The 20,225-nt window shown below is 43.5% G+C and carries 21 protein-coding genes and 2 pseudogenes; 19 read left to right on the top strand and 4 right to left on the bottom strand.

Translation table 11 applies throughout. The annotated features are described in order from the left end of the window. Positions 1–260: 260 nt before the first annotated feature. From BTO30_RS08700 to BTO30_RS08735, 9 genes and pseudogenes are all read left to right on the top strand, one after another. Positions 261–765, top strand: a pseudogene (locus BTO30_RS08700) (DMT family transporter); the annotation flags it as partial. A gap of 28 nt (positions 766–793) precedes the next feature. Continuing rightward, the gene (gene tnpB, locus BTO30_RS08705) at positions 794–1,945 is read left to right on the top strand and encodes an IS200/IS605 family element RNA-guided endonuclease TnpB (RefSeq protein WP_075398344.1); all 1,152 of its coding nucleotides are present in this window, start codon (positions 794–796) and stop codon (positions 1,943–1,945) included. 114 nt (positions 1,946–2,059) lie between these two features. Further along, a complete protein-coding gene (locus BTO30_RS08710) occupies positions 2,060–2,857 on the top strand; it encodes an alpha/beta fold hydrolase (protein ID WP_342743390.1) in 798 nt (265 codons plus the stop codon). Between the two features lie 238 nt (positions 2,858–3,095). Then, entirely contained in the window at positions 3,096–3,689 is a 594-nt protein-coding gene (locus BTO30_RS17925; RefSeq protein WP_342743391.1) for a Bcr/CflA family efflux MFS transporter, read from the top strand. Positions 3,690–3,718: 29 nt separating this feature from the next. After that, positions 3,719–4,291, top strand: a complete 573-nt coding sequence (locus BTO30_RS17930) for an MFS transporter (protein WP_342743392.1) — start codon at positions 3,719–3,721, stop codon at positions 4,289–4,291. Between the two features lie 84 nt (positions 4,292–4,375). Further along, positions 4,376–4,867, top strand: a pseudogene (locus BTO30_RS08720) (SRPBCC family protein). A 393-nt stretch (positions 4,868–5,260) separates the two neighbouring features. Then, a complete protein-coding gene (locus BTO30_RS17615; RefSeq protein ID WP_245796393.1) occupies positions 5,261–5,614 on the top strand; it encodes a peptide-methionine (S)-S-oxide reductase in 354 nt (117 codons plus the stop codon). Positions 5,615–5,992: 378 nt separating this feature from the next. Next, positions 5,993–7,204 (top strand): EAL domain-containing protein, encoded by a 1,212-nt coding sequence (locus BTO30_RS08730; RefSeq protein ID WP_083632343.1) that lies wholly within the window; start codon positions 5,993–5,995, stop codon positions 7,202–7,204. Positions 7,205–7,216: 12 nt separating this feature from the next. Then, positions 7,217–7,624, top strand: coding sequence for a hypothetical protein (locus BTO30_RS08735; RefSeq protein ID WP_075398345.1), 408 nt, complete (start codon positions 7,217–7,219; stop codon positions 7,622–7,624). A gap of 102 nt (positions 7,625–7,726) precedes the next feature. Here the strand turns inward: BTO30_RS08735 and BTO30_RS08740 are convergent, their stop codons facing one another. After that, on the bottom strand, positions 7,727–8,050 hold the full coding sequence (locus BTO30_RS08740) for an iron-sulfur cluster biosynthesis family protein (protein WP_075398346.1): 324 nt from the start codon (positions 8,048–8,050) through the stop codon (positions 7,727–7,729). A 340-nt stretch (positions 8,051–8,390) separates the two neighbouring features. Between BTO30_RS08740 and BTO30_RS08745 the strand changes: the two genes are divergently transcribed. Next, the gene (locus BTO30_RS08745) at positions 8,391–8,771 is read left to right on the top strand and encodes a hypothetical protein (RefSeq protein WP_075398347.1); all 381 of its coding nucleotides are present in this window, start codon (positions 8,391–8,393) and stop codon (positions 8,769–8,771) included. Positions 8,772–8,913: 142 nt separating this feature from the next. Then, on the top strand, positions 8,914–9,174 hold the full coding sequence (locus tag BTO30_RS08750; protein ID WP_075398388.1) for a hypothetical protein: 261 nt from the start codon (positions 8,914–8,916) through the stop codon (positions 9,172–9,174). A 550-nt stretch (positions 9,175–9,724) separates the two neighbouring features. Here BTO30_RS08750 and BTO30_RS17990 read toward each other — a convergent pair. Continuing rightward, positions 9,725–9,811 carry a putative holin-like toxin gene (locus BTO30_RS17990; protein WP_425429448.1) on the bottom strand — a complete coding sequence of 29 codons (87 nt, stop codon included), beginning with the start codon at positions 9,809–9,811 and terminating at the stop codon, positions 9,725–9,727. 714 nt (positions 9,812–10,525) lie between these two features. Between BTO30_RS17990 and BTO30_RS08755 the strand changes: the two genes are divergently transcribed. The 4 genes from BTO30_RS08755 to BTO30_RS08770 all read left to right on the top strand — a co-directional run bounded on the left by BTO30_RS08755 (position 10,526) and on the right by BTO30_RS08770 (position 13,988). Then, positions 10,526–11,827, top strand: coding sequence for an McrB family protein (locus tag BTO30_RS08755; protein WP_158023579.1), 1,302 nt, complete (start codon positions 10,526–10,528; stop codon positions 11,825–11,827). A gap of 188 nt (positions 11,828–12,015) precedes the next feature. Then, positions 12,016–12,606 carry a hypothetical protein gene (locus BTO30_RS08760; RefSeq protein ID WP_075398349.1) on the top strand — a complete coding sequence of 197 codons (591 nt, stop codon included), beginning with the start codon at positions 12,016–12,018 and terminating at the stop codon, positions 12,604–12,606. A 30-nt stretch (positions 12,607–12,636) separates the two neighbouring features. Next, positions 12,637–13,140, top strand: a complete 504-nt coding sequence (locus BTO30_RS08765) for a hypothetical protein (RefSeq protein WP_075398350.1) — start codon at positions 12,637–12,639, stop codon at positions 13,138–13,140. A gap of 29 nt (positions 13,141–13,169) precedes the next feature. Then, complete coding sequence (locus BTO30_RS08770) at positions 13,170–13,988, top strand: hypothetical protein (RefSeq protein ID WP_075398351.1); 819 nt, start codon at positions 13,170–13,172, stop codon at positions 13,986–13,988. A 264-nt stretch (positions 13,989–14,252) separates the two neighbouring features. Here BTO30_RS08770 and BTO30_RS08775 read toward each other — a convergent pair whose 3' ends face one another. After that, positions 14,253–15,347 (bottom strand): NAD(P)H-dependent flavin oxidoreductase, encoded by a 1,095-nt coding sequence (locus BTO30_RS08775; RefSeq protein WP_075398352.1) that lies wholly within the window; start codon positions 15,345–15,347, stop codon positions 14,253–14,255. A gap of 112 nt (positions 15,348–15,459) precedes the next feature. On the opposite strand from BTO30_RS08775, the gene BTO30_RS08780 reads away from it, so the two are divergent. Continuing rightward, positions 15,460–16,254 (top strand): PhzF family phenazine biosynthesis protein, encoded by a 795-nt coding sequence (locus tag BTO30_RS08780; protein WP_075398353.1) that lies wholly within the window; start codon positions 15,460–15,462, stop codon positions 16,252–16,254. A 26-nt stretch (positions 16,255–16,280) separates the two neighbouring features. After that, entirely contained in the window at positions 16,281–16,835 is a 555-nt protein-coding gene (locus BTO30_RS08785; protein ID WP_075398354.1) for a DJ-1/PfpI family protein, read from the top strand. A gap of 113 nt (positions 16,836–16,948) precedes the next feature. On the opposite strand, the gene BTO30_RS08790 is transcribed toward BTO30_RS08785, so the two are convergent. Next, positions 16,949–17,893 carry an ABC transporter substrate-binding protein gene (locus BTO30_RS08790; RefSeq protein WP_075398355.1) on the bottom strand — a complete coding sequence of 315 codons (945 nt, stop codon included), beginning with the start codon at positions 17,891–17,893 and terminating at the stop codon, positions 16,949–16,951. A 292-nt stretch (positions 17,894–18,185) separates the two neighbouring features. Between BTO30_RS08790 and BTO30_RS08800 the strand changes: the two genes are divergently transcribed. Continuing rightward, a complete protein-coding gene (locus BTO30_RS08800) occupies positions 18,186–19,181 on the top strand; it encodes a FecCD family ABC transporter permease (protein WP_075398357.1) in 996 nt (331 codons plus the stop codon). Next, entirely contained in the window at positions 19,178–20,221 is a 1,044-nt protein-coding gene (locus tag BTO30_RS08805; RefSeq protein WP_075398358.1) for a FecCD family ABC transporter permease, read from the top strand. The genes BTO30_RS08800 and BTO30_RS08805 overlap by 4 nt, the downstream gene beginning before the upstream one ends. The last annotated feature ends 4 nt before the right edge of the window (positions 20,222–20,225 follow it).

Below are 20,225 nucleotides of genomic sequence, written 5' to 3' on the forward strand. Positions count from 1 at the left end.
TGGGTCTTTATGGTGCTCTTCAGTTGGAATGGCAGGCGGAAATGCCCTTGTTTCTACATCTTTATTTTGAGGTTAACTGGAAGGAAACTGTATGATTATTGTTAATCAACACGCGTGAGTCTAAATATTTAGCATACCGAAAAAAATCGTCTTTGTTATTTACAATGGTGCAAGTAACACTTTTGATCCGAAAAAAGAAAGAGAAGTTTTTGAGGACGAAATAAACAGGGTCACGTCAGATGTTAACAGGAGGAGTGCAGGTGAATAAATTTATTTACGGGTTGCTGGTTGTAATGACGACTGCTTTAATGGGTTCTTCATTTGCTATCGGAAAAATGGGACTGGTTTATTTTTCCCCGCTGCTGCTCGTTGCTTTCCGCTTTACTATTGCAGGTGTAGTTATGGCTGTTATCGTAAAAGCTTTGAAACGCCCGCACCCGCTAAAAGTGAAACAGTGGCTTCAGATGGCGGCCGTCGGCTTTTTTCAAACTTCAGCAGTGATGGGCTTCATTTTTTTAAGCTTGCGGACCATTACATCGGGTGAGTCTGCAATTTTAACTTTTACGAATCCGCTGCTTGTTGTAGTGTTGCACAATCTTTTTGAGGGTTCGATGCCGGCTTGTTCAGTGGGTGGGAGTGCTTCTTGGAATGGCCGGTGTGTTTATTACGATGGGCAGCCAGCTCAATATCGAAACGGGTACGTTTTTAGGGTTTATGTCGGCGGTAGCGTGGGCGATTGCAACACTGCTAATCAAGTCATGGGGACACCGGATTTGAAGTGAGGTGAAAGGCAATGTTAGTCAATAAAGCATATAAATTCCATATCTATCCAAACAAGGAACAAGAAATACTGATTGCTAAAACAATCGGTTGTTCCCGCTTTGTATTCAATCACTTTTTGGCACGATGGAATGATGCTTACAAAGAAACAGGTAAAGGGTTAACTTATAACGCTTGTTCTTCTCAATTAACGCAACTAAAGAAAGAATTAGTATGGTTAAAAGAAGCAGACAGCATCGCCATTCAATCATCACTTAAAAACCTTGCTGATTCGTATTCACGATTCTTTAAAAAGCAGAACAAAGCCCCACGTTTCAAGTCTAAAAAGAACAAGGTACAATCTTACACAACCAAGCACACGAATGGAAATATTGCCATTGCAGACAATAGAATCAAGTTGCCTAAACTTGGTCTTGTTCGCTTTGCAAAAAGCTGTGAAGTTGAAGGACGTATTCTTAATGCCACAATTAGACGTAACCCAAGCGGCAAATACTTTGTGTCCATTCTTGTTGAAACAGAAGTGCAAGAACTGCCTAAAACTGGCTCATCTGTTGGAGTGGATGTGGGATTAAAAGACTTTGCAATCCTTTCTACAGGTCAAATATTTGGCAATCCTAAATGGTTTCGTACATTGGAAAAGAAGTTGGCTGATGCACAACGTGTTCTATCCAGACGACAACAGTTGGCTTTGAAACGAAAATGCAAACTGGATGAAGCTAAGAACTATCAGAAACAAAAGTGTAAAGTAGCACGACTACATGAGAAAATCACAAACGCAAGAACAGATTACTTGCATAAAATCTCTACTGACATCATCAAAAACCACGATGTGATTGGTATTGAAGATTTGCAAGTAAGTAACATGTTGAAAAATCACAAATTAGCAAAAGCCATCAGTGAAGCATCCTGGTCACAATTTAGAACCATGCTTGAGTACAAAGCGAAATGGTATGGCAAAGAAGTAGTTGCTGTGTCGAAAACATTCGCTTCCAGTCAGTTGTGTTCCCGCTGTGGCTATCAAAACAAAGATGTTAAGAATCTAAATCTTCGTGAGTGGGATGGCCCTTCTTGTGGCACGCATCACGATAGAGACGTTAACGCAGGACAAAATCTTAAAAACGAAGCTGTAAGACTTCTAACCGTAGGAGCTGCGGGGATAGCCTAATCAATAACTGGCGATTACGCTGGTGTTCTTAGGAATCTCCCACTTCAAACAGCTCGCAAGAGTGTTAAGTGGGGGTAGTTCAACATACTGAAAAACGAAAAAGGGGAGAAGATCATGATGAACAAAAAAACAATGACACTTGCAAACTCAACAATGGCTTTTATAGAGGAAGGAAAAGGACAGCCGATTGTACTGCTTCACGGCTTTTGCGGAAGCGCTGCTTATTGGGAAAAAACAGTGCCTGAACTTTCCAAGCAGTACCGGGTTATCGTGCCTGATCTGCCCGGTCATGGAGCATCTTCTGCAGATAACCTGCCGCAGACCATTGAAGGGATGGCCGAAAATGTGAAACTGCTTCTGGATGAGTTGGAGATCGAAAACGCAGTCATATTCGGTCACTCACTAGGCGGATACGTAGCCCTTGCTTTTGCCGAAAAAAACAGCGATCGATTAAGCGGATTTTCTCTTGTCCACTCAACGGCTTTTCCGGATGCAGAGGAAGCCAAAAAGGGCAGGGATGCTACGATTGAAAAAGTGAAAAATCATGGTGTTCATGTGCTGATTGATGTATTGGTGCCTAGACTGTTTGCAAAGGAAAAGTTGATCACAAATGCAAAAGACGTAGAGAATGCGAAGGATATTGGCTACACAACATCACCAGAAGGGGTGATTGCGGGACTTCAGGCGATGAAAACCCGGCCTGATCGGAATCATGTTCTGGAAAACACGCATTTGCCGGTTTTATTAGTGGCCGGTGAAGGGGATCAAGTGATCTCGCCTGAAAGAACATTTTCGGCGGCCGGCCCGACGATTACCCATTCGCTTATAAAGAAAGCCGGTCATATAAGCATGCTGGAAGAACCGGATGAACTGATTCGTGAGATGCTGTCGTTTCTGAAAAAGGTTCAGTGAATCCTTTCTAAAGCCGGACTTTCTGATTTTAGGCCGGATTTTTGGCAGTTTGGGCCGAATTTTCTTATTTTGAGCCGGATTTTTGGCGCTTTAGGCCGGATTCTCATCTATTCGGCCTTCGAGAGGCGGAATCCGGCTTTTCTATCGATAAATCGGCCTAAATGACTCGAAATCCGGCCTTCCCCCATGCTTGTGGAACAGTCGCGTTTAAAAAGCTAGAAGAAAGGTGCTGCATCACGTGAATCAATTACTGGAAAACAAACGAATGCGGTTTGCGCTGCTTCTCGGCGCGCTTGCGGCATTGGGTCCTTTGACGATCGACACCTATTTGCCGTCGTTTCCCACCATTGCAAATGACTATGGCACAACGGCATCACTTGTTCAGATCAGTTTAACAGCCTGCTTACTTGGGCTCGGTTTCGGGCAGCTCGTTATCGGACCGATGAGCGACGTCCGGGGCCGGCACAGACCGCTCATTTTCTTTCTTTTCTTATACTTCGCTGCATCTATTTTTTGTGCCTTCGCGCCATCGATCTTTTGGTTTATCGGCGCGCGCTTTATGCAGGGATTTTCTGCAGCAGCCGGACTCGTTATTTCACGGGCGATTGTTCGCGATGTATACAGCGGCCGGGAACTGACGAAGTTTTTTGCCCTGCTCATGCTGATAAACAACATGGCGCCGATTTTAGCTCCGGTTGCCGGTAGCGGCATTCTTGCGTTTACGGATTGGAACGGGGTCTTTATCGTTTTGGGCGCAGTTGGTATTTTGCTTGTCCTTGTCGTGACATGGAAATTGGATGAAACGCTGCCCGCTGACCGCCGAGCAATTTAGGACAAACCTTCCGAAACTTTCTTTCTTTAATTAAAGACCGCCATTTTGCCGGTTACGCGCTCACACAAGGATTTACGCTGGCGGGGATTTTTGCGTATGTGTCCGGCACGCCATTCGTCTATCAATCCATTTATGGGGTGTCCCCGCAGTTATTCAGTGTCTTATTTGGGATGAACGGAATTGGTCTTATGATCGGCACGCAGCTGGTCGGCCGCTTTGTTGATACCGTTTCGGAAACCCGCTTTTTAAAAATAGGCTTATCGATGTCAATCGCCGCGAGCATCACCTTGTTAGCTGTGGTTTTATTCAAAGGGCCGCTTTGGGCTGTCGTGATTCCGATATTCTTTTTCGTTTCTTCGATTGGCATCATTGCCTCATCCTCGTTTTCACTCGCAATGGAAACACAGGGTCATATTGCGGGAAGCGCCTCTGCTCTATTAGGTTTATTGCCTTTTGTTCTTGGTTCCATTACCGCGCCGCTTGTTGGAATAGCAGGTGAACAGTCAGCCGTTCCGATGGGAGTCATTATCTTTTCCGCAAGCTCTCTTGCACTGCTGTCCTATTACGGACTGGTCAAAGAAACGCAAAAAAGTGTTTCGTAGAATGGCCCTGTATTTTTGAAGTGAAAGTAAATGACTGGTACGTCCGTTAAGAGGGAATGATAAAAACGGAAAGGGGAGAGTATGATGTTAGCGGCCATACAAAAAGCGGAACAAGGTTATATTGCCCGGTTTGAGCGTCATTTCAATCATTCTGTTGAAGAAGTTTGGGGGATGCTGACGGAGAACGACAAGCTGGAGAAATGGTTTTCCGAGCTCCGGGTCGAGGATCTTCGGGAAGGCGGCACGATCACGTTCGATATGCAGAATGGTCTGTTTGAAAAGATGAAAATTCTTGAACTCAGGATGCATTCCGTCTTGGAATATACATGGGATTAAGATATTGTTCGGTTTGAGCTGTATCCAGATGCGGCAGGCTGCCGGATGATCTTCATTGAAAAGATTCGTGCGTTAACGGACCATACGCCAAGGGATCTTGCCGGCTGGCATGTATGTCTGGAGGTCATCGAAGCACTTCTGGATGGCAGAATTATAGAATCCCGAAAAGACAAGTGGGAAACATGGTATGAGAAATATGTTTCAGCGGTAAAAGAAGTATCAGAAAATGGGCTGAAGTAAATTGAATAATGTGAAAGGGAGCGGCTTCGTTAAAAGCGTCTCTTTTTTTCTTCATATGTTAGCGGAAAAAGTCGCGCAGCCATTAAACAACGCCGACTCTTATATGGGCGGCGTATGCTAAGCTTGTTGAAAGATAAAGTAAGGTTGTATTTTGTAATTTATTCCTAAATGATGTGTCCTATAAGCTGCTGATGGCGAATGGGTGCCGGATTCTGCACAAATTCGGCCGAATTCAAAGAAAATCCGTCCAATGATCACGAATTCCAGCCATCGACATAAGAAGGGGAAGTCTCAATGAGTTTCTAAGAGTTCCCCTTTTTCTTTTACTATTAAAGCACGGTCTTGTATCATTTTTTAAAAGGGGCGAAAAACATGAATTAGGATGAAAAGCTGATGCCTGCGATTGAAGGGGAGTGGCAGTCTCATCTATTGAAAGTGGAAACAGCGACATTCGGGATGGGCTGTTTTTGGGGGGCGGATGCAAGATTTGGTTCACTGCCGGGTGTGATTAGCACGCGTGTCGGCTTTGCGGGCGGCTTAAGAGAGAACCCGACGTATCGACACATGGGTGATCATACCGAAACTCTGCAGGTGGATTTTGATCCGGCGGCCCTTTCATTTGAAAAGATATTGCGTATTTTTGGGGGAAATCACACATCGACAAATCGGGTGAACGATAAGGAGCGGCAGTACATGTCGCTGTTGTTTTATCATGATGGGAAGATCGTCATCAAAAATATTATTTGAAGCGTTTTTTGAAAGCGACAGAATGGCTAAAGCTATATTATCCGTCGGAGAACGCGTTTACCGATTCGGCGCTAACCGCGAGATTAAACGGATTCGTGAGGGAATTTGGCACACTGAATCATATTAAAAATGAAGTGGACGGCTGGGACATAAGCGAGGATTCCAGGCAGGCTGTGCAGCATCTATTGAAAAAGATTCGATGGTGAGAAAATGAAAAAAAGGAATTCATCAGGTTAACACCTGCTCATTTTTATATCAGAATGACGTTATTCATTCTAACTTATAGAAACTTTTCAAAAGTTTTGTGTTTCAAATCTGTATAATAAAGATAACATTTATCTTCAGGGGTCAGCCCCCTATCGAAGGGAACGTATTTTTATGAAAATAGAGACGAAAAGAGGAAAACGTAAAGGGATGATAGATCTGCAGCAGGTCATTCCCTATTTTCAGCCAATTGTCAGTGCAGATGAACAGGAAATATGGGGATATGAAGTATTGGGAAGACTGAATTCCCCATCTGGTGTCAAATCACTCGGCCCTTTTTTTAATGATCCAGAAGAAGATGCCGAACTTCAGCGCCGTGTAGATCAGCACATTAGACAGTCTGCATTGCAGCGCTTCGCGAAAGTCGAAAATAAGAACACTCATTTATTTATCAATATAAATCCGGACTGGCTTCAGATGGACTGGCAGGACGGGGACAAAGATTGGATATCGAAACATGGCGTCGATCCAAAACAGGTTGTGTTGGAGGTTACTGAATTCTTGTTTCTGATTAAGGAAAAGGAATTGATCGAAATGCTCGACTACTACCGGAAGCTGGGCTGTAAAATCGCCATTGATGACGTCGGAAAAGGGTTCAGCAATTTAGATCGGATCGCTTCCTTTCATCCTGATATATTGAAGGTTGACATTCTTTTACTTAAAAATAGTACACATTCCAAGTCGTTTATGGACGTTCTCCAATCCTTATCTGTGCTGGCCCGGAAAATGGGGGCTTCTTTATTATTCGAAGGAATTGAAACACAGAGTGAATTGCAAAATGCCTGGAAAAGCGGCGGGCGTTTTTATCAAGGCTACCTTTTTGGCCGGCCGAATTCCAGCTTTCAGGAACTGTACGCTTCTGCTAAGAAAGAAATCGTACATATGATCGACCAGTTAATTGAAGCGGAATTAACTGCGTGGAAAAATCAATTTGAGCTGGAGCATTCGCTAAACCAAACATTAAAGAGAATTCAGTCTTCTATATCAACGATGTCCGATCCGATGGTTTATCTATCAGACCTGGCGGCGTATATGAAAGACTTTTGTTATCGTGTGTACGTATGTGATGATAAAGGATACCAAAAAACGGACAATTTCATTTTATCGAAAGGAAAGTGGCGGCAGCAGCCTGAATATAAAGGGAAAAACTGGAGCTGGCGGCCATATTTCGTGTATAACATTGCCAGAATGAAAATGGAACGAAGAGGAATGTTGTCCGAACCTTATCCGGATTTGGAAACCAATTTGCTCATTCGAACTTTTTCCTATCCGATTGACCGGGGTTATTTATTTATGGATATTATGATCGATTCGAAAAAAGAATAGGAGCGTGCTGCTATGTATCCCGCGACGCTGATTACGTGTTTTTTATTTTTAGTGCCGATTGCCCTGGTCTTGTTAATCGCGCTGCTTATGAAAAAGCGGAGAACCGGGCTATTGCTGGCGGCTGTGTGTATCGGTGCTGGAGAAGTCATTTATTTAATGAATGACAGGGATGCGGACCGAGTTGAAGGATATGAAAATCTGGACGCCGTCGACGAGCATTTACGAGCGCTGTATCCGGATGAGAAATGGGTGTCGTACAATGCGGTCGGCGCAATGTATGAAGTGGAAGTCGTCTTTTATAATGAACCCGGTGTCATGTACGGTTATGTAGTGGATGATGAACGCGTATACCAAAGCGGCGGAGGATATGAAGAAGGGGTTGATCCCGAATGGCTGCATTATGAGGAAGAAACGAGATAGAAGGAAGCGAGGGCAAGGAAAAGTAAATGGCGGATAGGGAAGAACGGCCGGATTCCACACGAGAAGACCGGATTCCATCTAAATCCGGCCATCTCCTTCTTTTTATTTATTCCGGAACGCCATCCGGCCATTTAAAATCTGGTTCGGGCTTTTGAGCTGAAACATACCCGCTTCAGCAGAGTAATCAATTTTCAATTCTTCATCATAAAAGACCATTTTCGGTTTCTCCACCAGAATGGGCATATCGTTTGTTTCAAGAAGCACATCATGATCGGCATCCGCTTCATCCACGTACCAAAGAGTCGGCACACCATTGAGGACACAGCCGTTTCCTTCCGTATCCCACTTCAACTTCAAGATGCCGTCTTCCCGATTTTTTAACGCATTTATTTTTTCGGACGCAGCCGGTGTGATGGTAATATCCAAGTCAATCAGTCCTTTTTCTTTTCAGTATAGCACAGACACATTTTATGAGCCGGTTTCATGTTTCCCTTTCTAGGAAAGTCAAACTATTATTGAATAGCGTCAACATCTAGTTCGTCGAAATCCGTTAATTTTAGATGAAAGGAACATCCGAATGTTCCAAAAATTGCATTGAAGCTCCTTGTGGTGATAGGATCATGCTTATATGGTGATTATTGATGATGCGGATTTTCGTCGGCTGTTGATTGACGGAAGCAAAATGAAAATCCATTCTTATGTCGTCTGCTTCCCTTCTAAATAATGTATAATAATGAAAAACGAACGAAAGGCAGGGGGGATGTTTATGGGCAGAACAATTCAATTTGAAGAGAAAGAACTTGTCATCAAATTTTCAAGATTAACGGCTGCTGCCGGCTTAAAAAAAGAGCTGAGAATTCCGTACCAGACGATCCGAAATGTAGAAGCAGGAAATTTTAAGCTGCACTGGGCCGCTTTGCGTTTGGGAGGAACCTCTATCCCGTTTGGATATAAAGCTGGCCGTTTTATTTATAAAGGAAAGAAATATTTTCTCTCTTATAGCGATGCAAGCCATGTGGTGGTACTTGATTTGCAAGGTCATGATTTTGATCATATCGTCGTGCAAGCCGGCACCCCGAAACAAATGAAACGGGCTATTTTGAAGCGCTGCCCGCATTTAATACCGGAAACGGATTTTCCTTCCTGAAAGACGAGCCTTATTCATCCGTCATCGTGAAAAAGCGATCTGCTCTGCGCGGATCGCTTTTGTTTACTCTTGTGTTCGGAATTCCGTTTCTCTGACATCGCATTCCCCCAAGAAATGCAGAAGGAAGGGAGTGCCTGCTTTTATGATTGAAAAAATCTGGACGCGAATTATAGAGTGCGAAGGTGAAATATTCACGCAGAAAAAAGGAAAAGAATTCAGCTATTCTATCAAAGGGAACACATTGTTTCTTAGTACTACCAACCGCTCTATAAGCAAGCAAGTTATAGAGCATGCATTGGAATTTGTTCCATTAGAAAAAAAGACGCCATTGCAGCATTTGCAGGCGCCATCGTATCTATACGGAAATTTAATGGATGATAGAATCAGAAAACATGATTGGTGAACAGCAGTAAACAATTTCCTAAAGTTATTTTTATTTTAAAAATGAAAACATGTGTTTAAGAAACGGTAGAGTTTTTCAGAGAGCTGCATGAAGATAACGGAACAATTAGCGGCAGCCCGGGAATTTCAAGAGAAACAGAGGAAGGGTCTGCAAAAGTGGGATATTCTTCTTTTCGAAAATATAATTTAACGCGAAAGAAAAACGCTGAGGCATGCAATTATGATTTTCATAAAAAGTGAACGTCTTATTTTCAGCAGACGGGCGGAGCAACAATATTTGCGCTGCCTCACAAGTTGTGCAGGGAAAAGGTGTAAGGCTGGATTCTTTTTGGGATGTGTGTTGAACAAGATAAGCTTTACATATGATAAGTCTTTATTTGAAATCCCCCGCCAAAGCCGTTATAATAACCGTAACAAACGCATAACATAAAAAAAGCCGCAGGTGCTGGTAACACCCACGGCGATGTACAGATCGCTGCCACTCAGGGAGCGGCTGACTCAGGAGTATTATGAAATAGACCTCCCCGAACTTGTCAGGGCTCAAGGGAGGTCTATTTCTTTGTATCTTTAGACAGCAGGACCATTAATGTTCCGAAAGCGATCATCAGTGATAATGCTTCAAATACTGTCCTGGGCATCACCCCCTTTCAAGCGGGGTGAGCCAGACCATCCCTTGAGTGAGCCTATGCGATTGTACAGATGCCATTATAGCACATATATTCGGATGGCATTGCATCAAATAACGGATAGTGCTGACAAAATGAAAAGTCATGAAACACAATCTGCAAAACAGAATCCGCCGCGCCTCCTCATGAATGCACAATGCGGCGGATCATTATAGGTGAAGCAAAAAACCCGCACCAAAAATGGTACGGGTTTTTTGCATTCCTTTTCTTTTAAAAAGCTGCCGACGAAATTCCAAGAAAATAATCAAGTTTTATAGGAAATTCGACAACTTTCGACAAAAGTAATCAAAAATAATTGGTAAAATTGTCTTAAAAATGGAGTGTGAGCATGATGGCTTTTTTGACATGCCGCTGTGGCGAAATGATGAAAGGAATTCAAATTGGCCGTCATGTTCGTTATTTTGGAATGAAGTATAAATGAGAAAGGGGGATTTCTGATATTGCTTCTTTGTAGAATTAAATATCAGAAATAATGGTTATGACTAAAGACACGAAAGTAAAAACATTTGAACATTGGCTAAATAACGAGGGATGGGAGGATGCTTTATATTTAAGAGAGCAAAAGAGCTGTGTAACAAAAATAAGCAAAATGATTATCTCGAGAATGTACCGCTTTTTTTACAGCGTTTGAAAAATGAGTTGTTCTGGGAGCATATGGTTTTTTCAGTGGATTCATTTAAAAGGATTAAAAAGCCATCCAAAACAGATGCCATTATTGTAAATGCTACGGTTATGGAACCGACAGAAACAGGAGAATATCATCCGTGCCCGCATCCATTACAGCCAGGACTAAATTGGTCTGTATCCTCGATTATTTCTGAAGAGAAACTTTCAGCAGTGCTTGTAAAAGGCACTTTATTTGAAGCAGCATATGAAATGCAGCGCGATAAAAGACACTTACATAATCTGATTAAGTTTGATTTAGAAACATATAAAGACATTCAGCTGACTGAAAAACAAATTCAATGGCTAAAAATTCTCGGAAAAATTGATCGGTACATAAATTTAGCAGAAGATGTAAAGGAAGAGGACGACAGACCAACACATCCTTGGGAGCCTGAAAAAGCTGTAGATACGCTGCAGACACTTATTTATCACAAATCAGAAGATGATTTGATCTATGACGAAAGAGTCATTGAAAATTTGTTGCGTGCTATTCAAACGAATACAATGGTTGTCTTAAGCGGACCATCTGGAACAGGGAAATCAAGCATTGTATCGGAATTTGCCCATGCTATTAAGAACGCAAAAGCGACATTCGTTCCGGTACAGTCCGGGTGGACAGATACACAAGATTTATTGGGGTATTTTAATCCGATGGATCAATGTTTTGTTCCGACACCTTTCATGGAAGCGCTGGCGGATGCGGCAAATGATTTGGAAAACCTGCATATCATTTGTCTCGATGAAATGAATTTGTCTCATGTGGAATATTATTTTTCTGAGTTTTTAAGCAGCCGTGAAAATAAGTCCTCTTCTATTCGTCTATATAGTAAGAGGTACTTTGATATTGCTGAAAAGAGGATCAGCAGTGATCAGGTTGATCCGGAAAGCGAAGAATTCTTAAATGCAGCAGATCTGGTCAATCGATATCCTTATAAATTTGACATCCCGCCGAATGTCCCCTTTATCGGAACGATGAATATGGATCATACAGTGAAATCATTAAGCCCAAAAGTCATTGATAGAAGTTTCATTATTGAAATAGATCATTTAGACAAGAAACAAAAAGGGCAAATTGAAAAAAAGGTGCAAGAGAATGTGCTGACCGGCTGTATCGTTGTGAATGTAGAAACGCTCAGCCGGTTTTTTACCGTCGAAAATGCGTTTGAAAAGGAAACACAGGAAATAATCGATTTATCTCAGCAGCTGGACATTATTGCAAATGCACCTTTAAACAGCTGGGGAAGAAAGCAAATTGCCGCTTATCTCGATAGAATTCCTGAACAAAAAATGACAAAAAAATAAAAAGATGTATACTATGACCAATTAATTTATTCTAAAATCCTTCCGCGTATTGAAGTGTCCAAGAAAAATGAAGAAGGAATAAAAGCGCTGCAAGATTTTGCAGAGAGAATAAGGAAATACAAATATTCATCCACAAAGCTTGAAAAAATGCTTGCTGATGAACGTATTGTGCGGTTCTGGTGATCAACATGAGATTGTTTTACATTTACGTAAAAGAAGAGAAGCCAGTTCTTTCAACGGGGAGGAAGAAGTGCAAAGAAATAGCAATAGAGGTATTTGAAGAACTGCCAAAAGACGGGTCATTTTATGTTATGCAGGAATATGAACGGTTAAAAGGTAAAACAATGAGGATTGGCGTGAAGGCTGAAGGAGCAGTACGTGTAGAAATAAAAGGATCATGGGGAAAGGAAATTCCTTTATCACAATCTGAAAATGAAAAAAACATGTGGTATGAAAAGTCGGAAATATGGATGGAAGATGGATTTGAGACAAAGAAAGAGTCGATTTTCGGCATCAATTCATGCGGAGAATGGACTGTAACAGCTTACGGCGAAAACGGCAGCATTCTTTCAATGGCAAAAGCAAAAATTGTTCCTCAGACGTTAACCATAGAGCAATATACCGTCATGCAAATGGAAGTGAAAAAGATGTTTGAAGAGCTGGCTTTTACGTCAGCGCAGCCAGATGAGCGAACAAAAATTAAAGAACTGGACATTGCTCTTTTTCCAATCGAAAAGCTGGAAAAACAGCTAAAGAAATGGGCGGAGTGGCTGGAATAAATTATAGAAAATCCGGCTGAAACGCTTCAATTGGAAAAAGAAAAAGTACAGAAGCTTCATTTGAAAAAATGGGACAGCCAAACGGTTTTAGAAGCAAGCCTTTTTCCTTATCGTGAAAAGCTGTCAGCCAAAACATTCAAAAAAGAAACAAACATAACTGAACACCGCATGATACGCTGGATGCTGGAACAAATCGACAGCAGAATTGAACAAGAAGTACAAACAGAAAAAGCAGCTTATGAAAACGTGAAGCGAATTGCGGATGATTTACAAAAATTGAATACAAACAACACAATAGAAGGCGGCCGCGCTATTGAGAAAATAAGAAAACGGAATGAACAGCTTAAAGAAGATATAAAAGAACTTGAAGAGCGAACGATAAGATGGGAAGCATTAAGCGGGTTCATGTCGTCTTTTATTGTGAACCCGCTGTTTGATGTCCCGGAAGAAGAACCAAGCTGGACACATTTATTTATCAGTCATCCAGCATATCAAGCAGTTTATGAAATATACGAACAAATGCACCTATTCTGACGGCAAAAGAGAGGGATTTTGAATCGGCAATGGTCAGTTCCCCTCATCTGTATGAAGTGTGGATATTATTTCAATTAATTCATCAACTGAAAAAAGCTCAATTTACATGTGAAAATATAACCGGATCCATGATCGCTCATTTTGAGAAAGAAAGAACACTAAGCGGCTGGAGCGGGAAGTTTAAATCTTCAAAAGGAGCAGCAGGTCTGTACTATGAAAAAGAGATTGATTTGGAAAATGGAAGAAAAGTTAAGCCAGACTTCATTTTTCTTTTCAAAAATTCAAATCAAAATTGGGATGCGCATGTTTTAGATGCTAAATACAAACCGTATACGAATATAAACGAAAACGTACTCCAAAACGATTTGGAACATTCGGCACGACGATATTTAGAAATCAAACATGAAAAAATAACGGTAAAAAGTGCGGCGCTCGTTCATATAGATGAAAAAACAAATAACTGGAATGTAGATGCAAATCATTTGTATAAAATTAGCCAGTTCCCCACATTGCCTGGCTTGACAGACCATTTGGCCACATACATGAAAAGAATTTTTCATCACTTTAACAATTGGCTGTCAATGTGCCCTAAATGTGGAGGCGATGCCGAATGTATTCTGGGAAATTATAAAGTTACTTACATTTGTGACAGATGCGAAAATGTTTGGGTGAAAAATCAATGCAGAGGTGATTTTCATCCGAATAGTACGACGCCAAGATTATTAAAATATCCATCCGGCAACTATAATATTCAAGTCGGGAACCAGTGGAACGTTTACTGTCCAGTTTGTTTTAGAGATGTAAATGGGAACAGGATACGTCAAAATCTTTATGGGCATTGTTTATAAGCGGACTTGTGTCTGCTCAATTCTAAAGTGACACAGCCGGACGATACCTTCTTCCGGCTGGGAGAGTCTCTCAAGAAGATAGGATGAGACATCCCTTTTTCATTACAATAGCCGGATTTCTTGCATCTTGGGCCGGTTTCCTCTCGATAAATCGGCCTAAATGGTTCAGAATCCGGCCTTCCCCATACTTGTGGGACCGCCTCTTTGTGTAACAGTAAGGGCAACACTTCGAAAAAAACGCCCATTTCAGCTCCATAATGGAACCTAAACCTGCTTACTTGTGCTGAGATTCCCTAAAATCTGTTCGGCTTCTTTCATGACTTGATGAATCACATCACTTGCGGATTGGTCCTTTTTTAATAGACGAGTTCCCTGCCCGGCCCATAACGACATGAATTCCGGCTTGTTTTGTTTAGCGGCTGCCCGGCGGATGTCACCGGTTACGGCGTTTTGTGTCGGAAAGGCTAATGGCGGAATGCCGGACTCTTCAAAGGACTGGATAAATTGGTTACGAATGCCGCGGGCAGGGCGGCCGGAGAAGCTTTTTGTGATAACTGTCCTTTCTTCGGTGCTGTTCAGTAATGCTTCTTTATACGATTCGTGAGCGCCGGATTCTATTGTCGTCAGGAAAGCTGTGCCCATCTGAACGCCTTTTGCGCCTAAGGCAAGAGCACTGACCAATCCTCTGCCATCCATGACGCCGCCGGCCGCAATGACCGGGATATGTACTTGATCCACTATTTGAGGAAGGAGAGAAAACAATCCGACTGCGGCGCCGTTCGGGTGTTGTTTCATGTCAAACGTGCCGCGGTGTCCGCCGGCTTCACTTCCTTGCGCGACAATCACATCTGACCCCTGTTCTTCCGCCAATAGAGCTTCTCTGACGGTGGTGACCATTGTGATCACTTTCATATTGCGTTCTCTCGCCAGCTTCATGGCATAGGGAGGCAAGATGCCAAATGCGGTGCTGATGATGGGCACTTCCTCCTCCAGCAGCACTTGAAATTGCTGCTCAAAAAGGTTTTTCGACTGCACTTCTCTAGGGCCGGGTTCGATGCCGAGCGATTCACGCATTTGGTCCAAAAAACGTTGTACGTCGTGGATGCCGGTCAAATCATCCGTCATGTCCGTGCAAAATAGGTTGACAGCGAATGGCTTATTCGTCCGCGCCTTTACATTTCGGATCGTCTCACGAATATCTTCCGGTTGCATGTAAGCAGCCCCAAGTGTTCCAAGTCCGCCAGCTTCAGAAACAGCGGTAATTAAATCAACGGTTGTTAACTTATCACCGGCCATGCCTGCTTGAATGATCGGATATTGGATGTTTAATAACGTACATACTTCATTATGGAAATTCATAACAGTTCCCCCTTTGCAAAAAATCTTTCAAGCTGTTTTCATTTTACCATAATTTATGAATTATATATTATGATAGAAGCGAATAAGTGTCATTTGAAGGGGTGGGTTAAAAGTGAACGTGTCTATATTGAATACCTTTACAGAGGAAGCGTTTCAAGGAAATCCGGCAGCAGTTTGTTTGCTGACGGAGGAAAAAGCGGATCAATGGATGCAGCAGATGGCAAAAGAAATGAATTTGCCTGTTACGGCATTTGTTCGAATGTCCGGTGGAAACGTTCGGTTAAGGTGGTTTACGCCGACGACGGAAATCCCGATTTGCGGACATGGGACGCTGGCAAGTGCTTATTTTTTATGGAATAATCAAAATATTTCAAAAGAGCAGACTATTCATTTTCAAACGAAAAGCGGGGTGCTGACGGCAACTTTGGCAGATGATTCAGTCCAATTATGTTTTCCTGCGCTTTATGAAATTGAGATCGAGACGCCGGCATTTCTTGTAGAAGCGCTGGGAGTGAACCCTGTTTACGTCGGAAAAAATCAGTTTGATCTGCTGGTGGAAGTGGAGTCGGAGGATATCGTCAGAAACATGAAGCCTGATATTGGGCTGATTGAGAAGATTCCAGTGCGCGGTGTGATCGTAACAGCCCGTTCGGATGCTTCCGGTATCGATTTTGTATCCCGCTTTTTTTCTCCTGTTCAAGGATTGAATGAAGACTATGTCACGGGATCGGCGCACTGCTGTCTCGGCCCATATTGGCAAAAGAAGATGGGGAAACATACTTTTACTGCTTATCAAGCTTCGGAAAGAGGCGGTCTATTAAACGTATATGTTTCTAATGATGAAGTGCGGATTTCCGGAAAAGTGACAACGATATTGGAAGGGAAACTTTCAGAACATTTGATGTAGAGAATAGTGAGCGGAGGGAGAAAAAAATGAATATCGCATTTATTCTATTTAATGGTGTAACGGCGCTTGACTTTGTTGGGGTGTACGACGCTGTAACGAGATTGAAAACAATGAAGTTCATTCCGGATTTAAAGTGGGATCTTTGTGCTTTTACGGAAGAGATTGTGGATGGAACAGGACTCATTTTTACACCGGCAAGAGTGAAGGAATCTCTTGAGCCGTATGACATGGTCATTGTGCCGGGCGGATTTGGTACAAGGACATTGGTTAATGATGCTTCTTTTATTGATTGGCTCAAAACCGCCGAGAACAGCAAAATAAAAGCATCGGTTTGTACCGGCTCATTGCTGTTTGGAGCGGCTGGATTTTTAGAAGGGAAGTCCGCGACAACTCATCCGAATGCATTTCGTGAATTAGAAACTTATTGTACAGTACTCGATCAGCGGATTGTTGATGAAGGGGACCTTATTACGGCAAGAGGTGTCAGTTCTTCCATCGATTTAGGTCTGTATCTTTGTGAAAAATTAGCCGGTTTTGATGCGAAAGAACAAATTAGAAAACAAATGGATTATCAAACATAAAGGAAATGGATACCGGTTATTATTGGACTCTCTATTTATTATACGAAAAGGTTTAATAAGAACAAGAAAGCAGCATAGAAAAGAGGCCCGGCATTAGAGGGGCCTCTTTAGCATTATTCAGCCATATATTTTTCAAGATCGTCAAGCATTTTGTGTGCTGCGAGCACGCCGCCTGCTGTGTTCCAGATGGCGTCATCGACTTTATGAACGTTTCCTGCTTTCGCAGCTTTAAGGTTTTGGAACAATGGATCGTTAACCCATTCTTCTTCAGCTTTCAAGGCTTCACCGTCACCAGTATCGTACGTGAAGTAGAAAATGACATCGCCGTCCATTGCCGGAATGCGTTCTTTTGTGGCATTTGTTTCAGCAAAATCCGGCTTATCCTGTTCCGCCGGGCGAGCAAATCCTAGCTGTTCTAAAATGACGCCGGAGAATGAATCTTTATGGTAAATACGAGTGTCTCCGGCCATAAAGCGGACCATGGATACTTCCTGTGACAATTTATCACCAAAGGTTGTTTTCATGTCTTCAATGCGGCTGTCGTATTCTGCAAGCACTTGTTTTCCTTCTTCTTCTTTATTCAATGCTTTAGCATACAGTTCAAAGTTTTCTTTCCAGTTTCCTTTTAATGTTTCAGAGAAAACCGTCGGAGCAATCGCGCTCAGCTGCTCATAAATGGCTTCCTGGCGCATTTTGTTTCCGATAATTAAATCCGGCTGCAGCTTTGCGACCGCTTCCACATTAACCGGGTCTTCCATCCCAACCACTTCAACGCCTTCTATATCCGCTGCAATGTGATCATACCAAGGATCGCCGGTCCAGGACTGAACTGCGCCAACCGGCTTCACGCCTAGTGCGAGAAGAGCTTCAGTTCCTTCATTTGTTAAAATGACAACCTTTTCAGGTGTTCCAGTAATTTCAGTCGTACCCATTGCGTGTTCGACTGTATATGTATCCGTTTCCGGTTCAGCGGCTGTACTGCTGCTTTCTTCTTTGTTTCCGCAAGCGGCCAAGAAAAGCATCAGCACCGCTGGAATAAATAAAAGCCATTTCTTCATCTTTCTTTCCTCCTGAAAAAATAAAAATCTATCGCTGCAGAAAAATTCTGTTCGCTGCAAAAAAGGGGGCGATCCGGATGGGCGTTCGGACCGCCAAAATGTGCACAATGAATCGGTGGGGTAAAGCAAAAGTGATAATGATTATCATTACCGTTTACAAGTATTATCATAAATGCTGCTTTTAAATCTGTCAACACATAATTGAAAATGATTTTCAAAATCATTGACGAAAAGCCCATGTCTTTTTACAATGGAAGACGTGAAAAACTTTGACAGACAGGAAGCGTTTACGATGACAACAGGAACAAAAGCGGGGCTTCTTTTTATAGGAACAGTCATGACGATTATTTTAATGGCCGCAAGTGTCGTGTACGGCTATACAGACACGACATGGAAGGGCGTGTACGATTCATTTACCTCTTTTAATGGATCGAACGAACATATCGTTGTTCAAACAGTGCGTATTCCGCGGGCGCTGATTGCCGCATGTATTGGGATGAGTCTCGCGATGGCGGGAGTGATCATGCAGACATTGATGAAAAATCCCCTGGCATCACCGGACATTCTCGGCATCAATGCCGGCGCCGGCTTTTTCGTTGTGATGGGACTGGTTATGTTCGGCGTCGGCAGCAATCAATCTATCACATGGCTTGCGTTTATTGGAGCCGCTCTCGCGCAATTCCTTGTTTTTGTGCTCGGTTCGGCTGGACGGGAAGGGTTGACACCGATGAAAATGACGCTTGCCGGGGCGGCCATTGCGGCGATGTTTTCGTCCATCACGCAAGGCTTTCTCGTTTTTAATGAAGCGATGCTGGATCAGGCTTTATTTTGGCTGGCGGGATCGGTGCAGGGAAGAAATCTTGATTTGCTTTTATCCGTTTTGCCTTATTTAGCAGCCGGTGTTCTCGGGGCCATGCTTCTCGCCGGCAAATTAAATGTACTGGCAATGGGAGAAGATGTCGCCCGCGGGCTCGGTCTGCATACAGGTTTTACGAAAATCGCCGCATCACTCCTCGTTGTTTTGCTTGCCGGCGGGGCGGTCGCAGTGGCCGGTCCGATCGGGTTTGTTGGCATTATCATTCCGCATATCGCCAGAAGCTGGATCGGGATTGATCACCGCTGGCTTTTGCCGTTTTCCGGACTGCTTGGGGCCATTCTTCTTCTTGCATCCGACATTGCGTCACGCTACATCATTATGCCGCAGGAAGTACCGGTCGGTGTGATGACCGCGGCCATTGGCGTGCCGTTTTTCATTCACATCGCCCGTAAAGGAGGGATGAGCCGATGAAAGCAATCCGTCCTTTACGCGGAGCTGTGTCCTTGTTAATTGAGCAAAAAACCGTCTATAAAATGACGGCTTTGTTTGCAGGACTGGTGGCTGTTCTTATTGCCAGTGCCGCGCTCGGCGATATTAAGTTCAGCCCTATCGCGGCGTTTCAAACCATTCTCGGCTTCGGTGATCCGTTTCAGCATATGGTGGTTTATTCATTCCGCATGCCGCGCATTTTAGTGGCGCTCTGTGCAGGAGCAGCATTGGCCGCAGCCGGAGCGATTTTGCAGGGACTTGTCCGAAATCCGCTTGCGTCACCTGATTTAATTGGGATGACCGCTGGCGGCAGTGCAGCTGTGACCGCGTTTCTAGCAATATTCAGCGATAAAAACAACGCGCTTACCGTCAGCATTGCCTGGCTGCCGCTTGCCGCCTTTATCGGGGCAGCTGTCACGGCATTTCTCGTCTATCTTCTCGCCTGGAAAAACGGTATGTCCCCGATTCGTCTTATTTTAATCGGTATCGGATTGACTGCTGCGATGAAAGCTGTTACGACGATGATGATGATCATCGGGCCGATTTATCAGGCGTCCAAGGCCAATATGTGGATGACAGGTTCGGTGAATGGTTCATCATGGGGAGAAGTCATGATCATGGCACCGTGGGCAGTGATTGGTTTGATCTCTGTCCTTATTGCGAGCCGCCATTTAAACATGCAGCAGTTTGGGGATGAACTTGCGATTGGTGCGGGTGCCCATGTCGAACGGCAGCGATTTTTCTTTCTCGCGCTCGCGACGGCTCTTGTCGGTGGTGCCGTCGCCTTTGCGGGCGGCATCGGTTTTGTCGGCTTAATGGCCCCGCATATTGCTCGCCGTCTCGTCGGTTCACACGCAGGTCCGCTCATTACCGCGGCCGCGCTGATCGGTGCCATTCTTGTCATGCTGGCCGACCTTGCAGGGCGCACGCTCTTTTTACCGCTTGAAGTACCGGCCGGCGTGTTCACCGCCGCAATCGGTGCACCGTATTTTATTTACTTACTTTTTCGGACGAAAGGATAGATGA

Origin of the sequence: Domibacillus antri (assembly GCF_001936625.1) — a bacterium.
Lineage (GTDB): Bacteria > Bacillota > Bacilli > Bacillales > Domibacillaceae > Domibacillus > Domibacillus antri.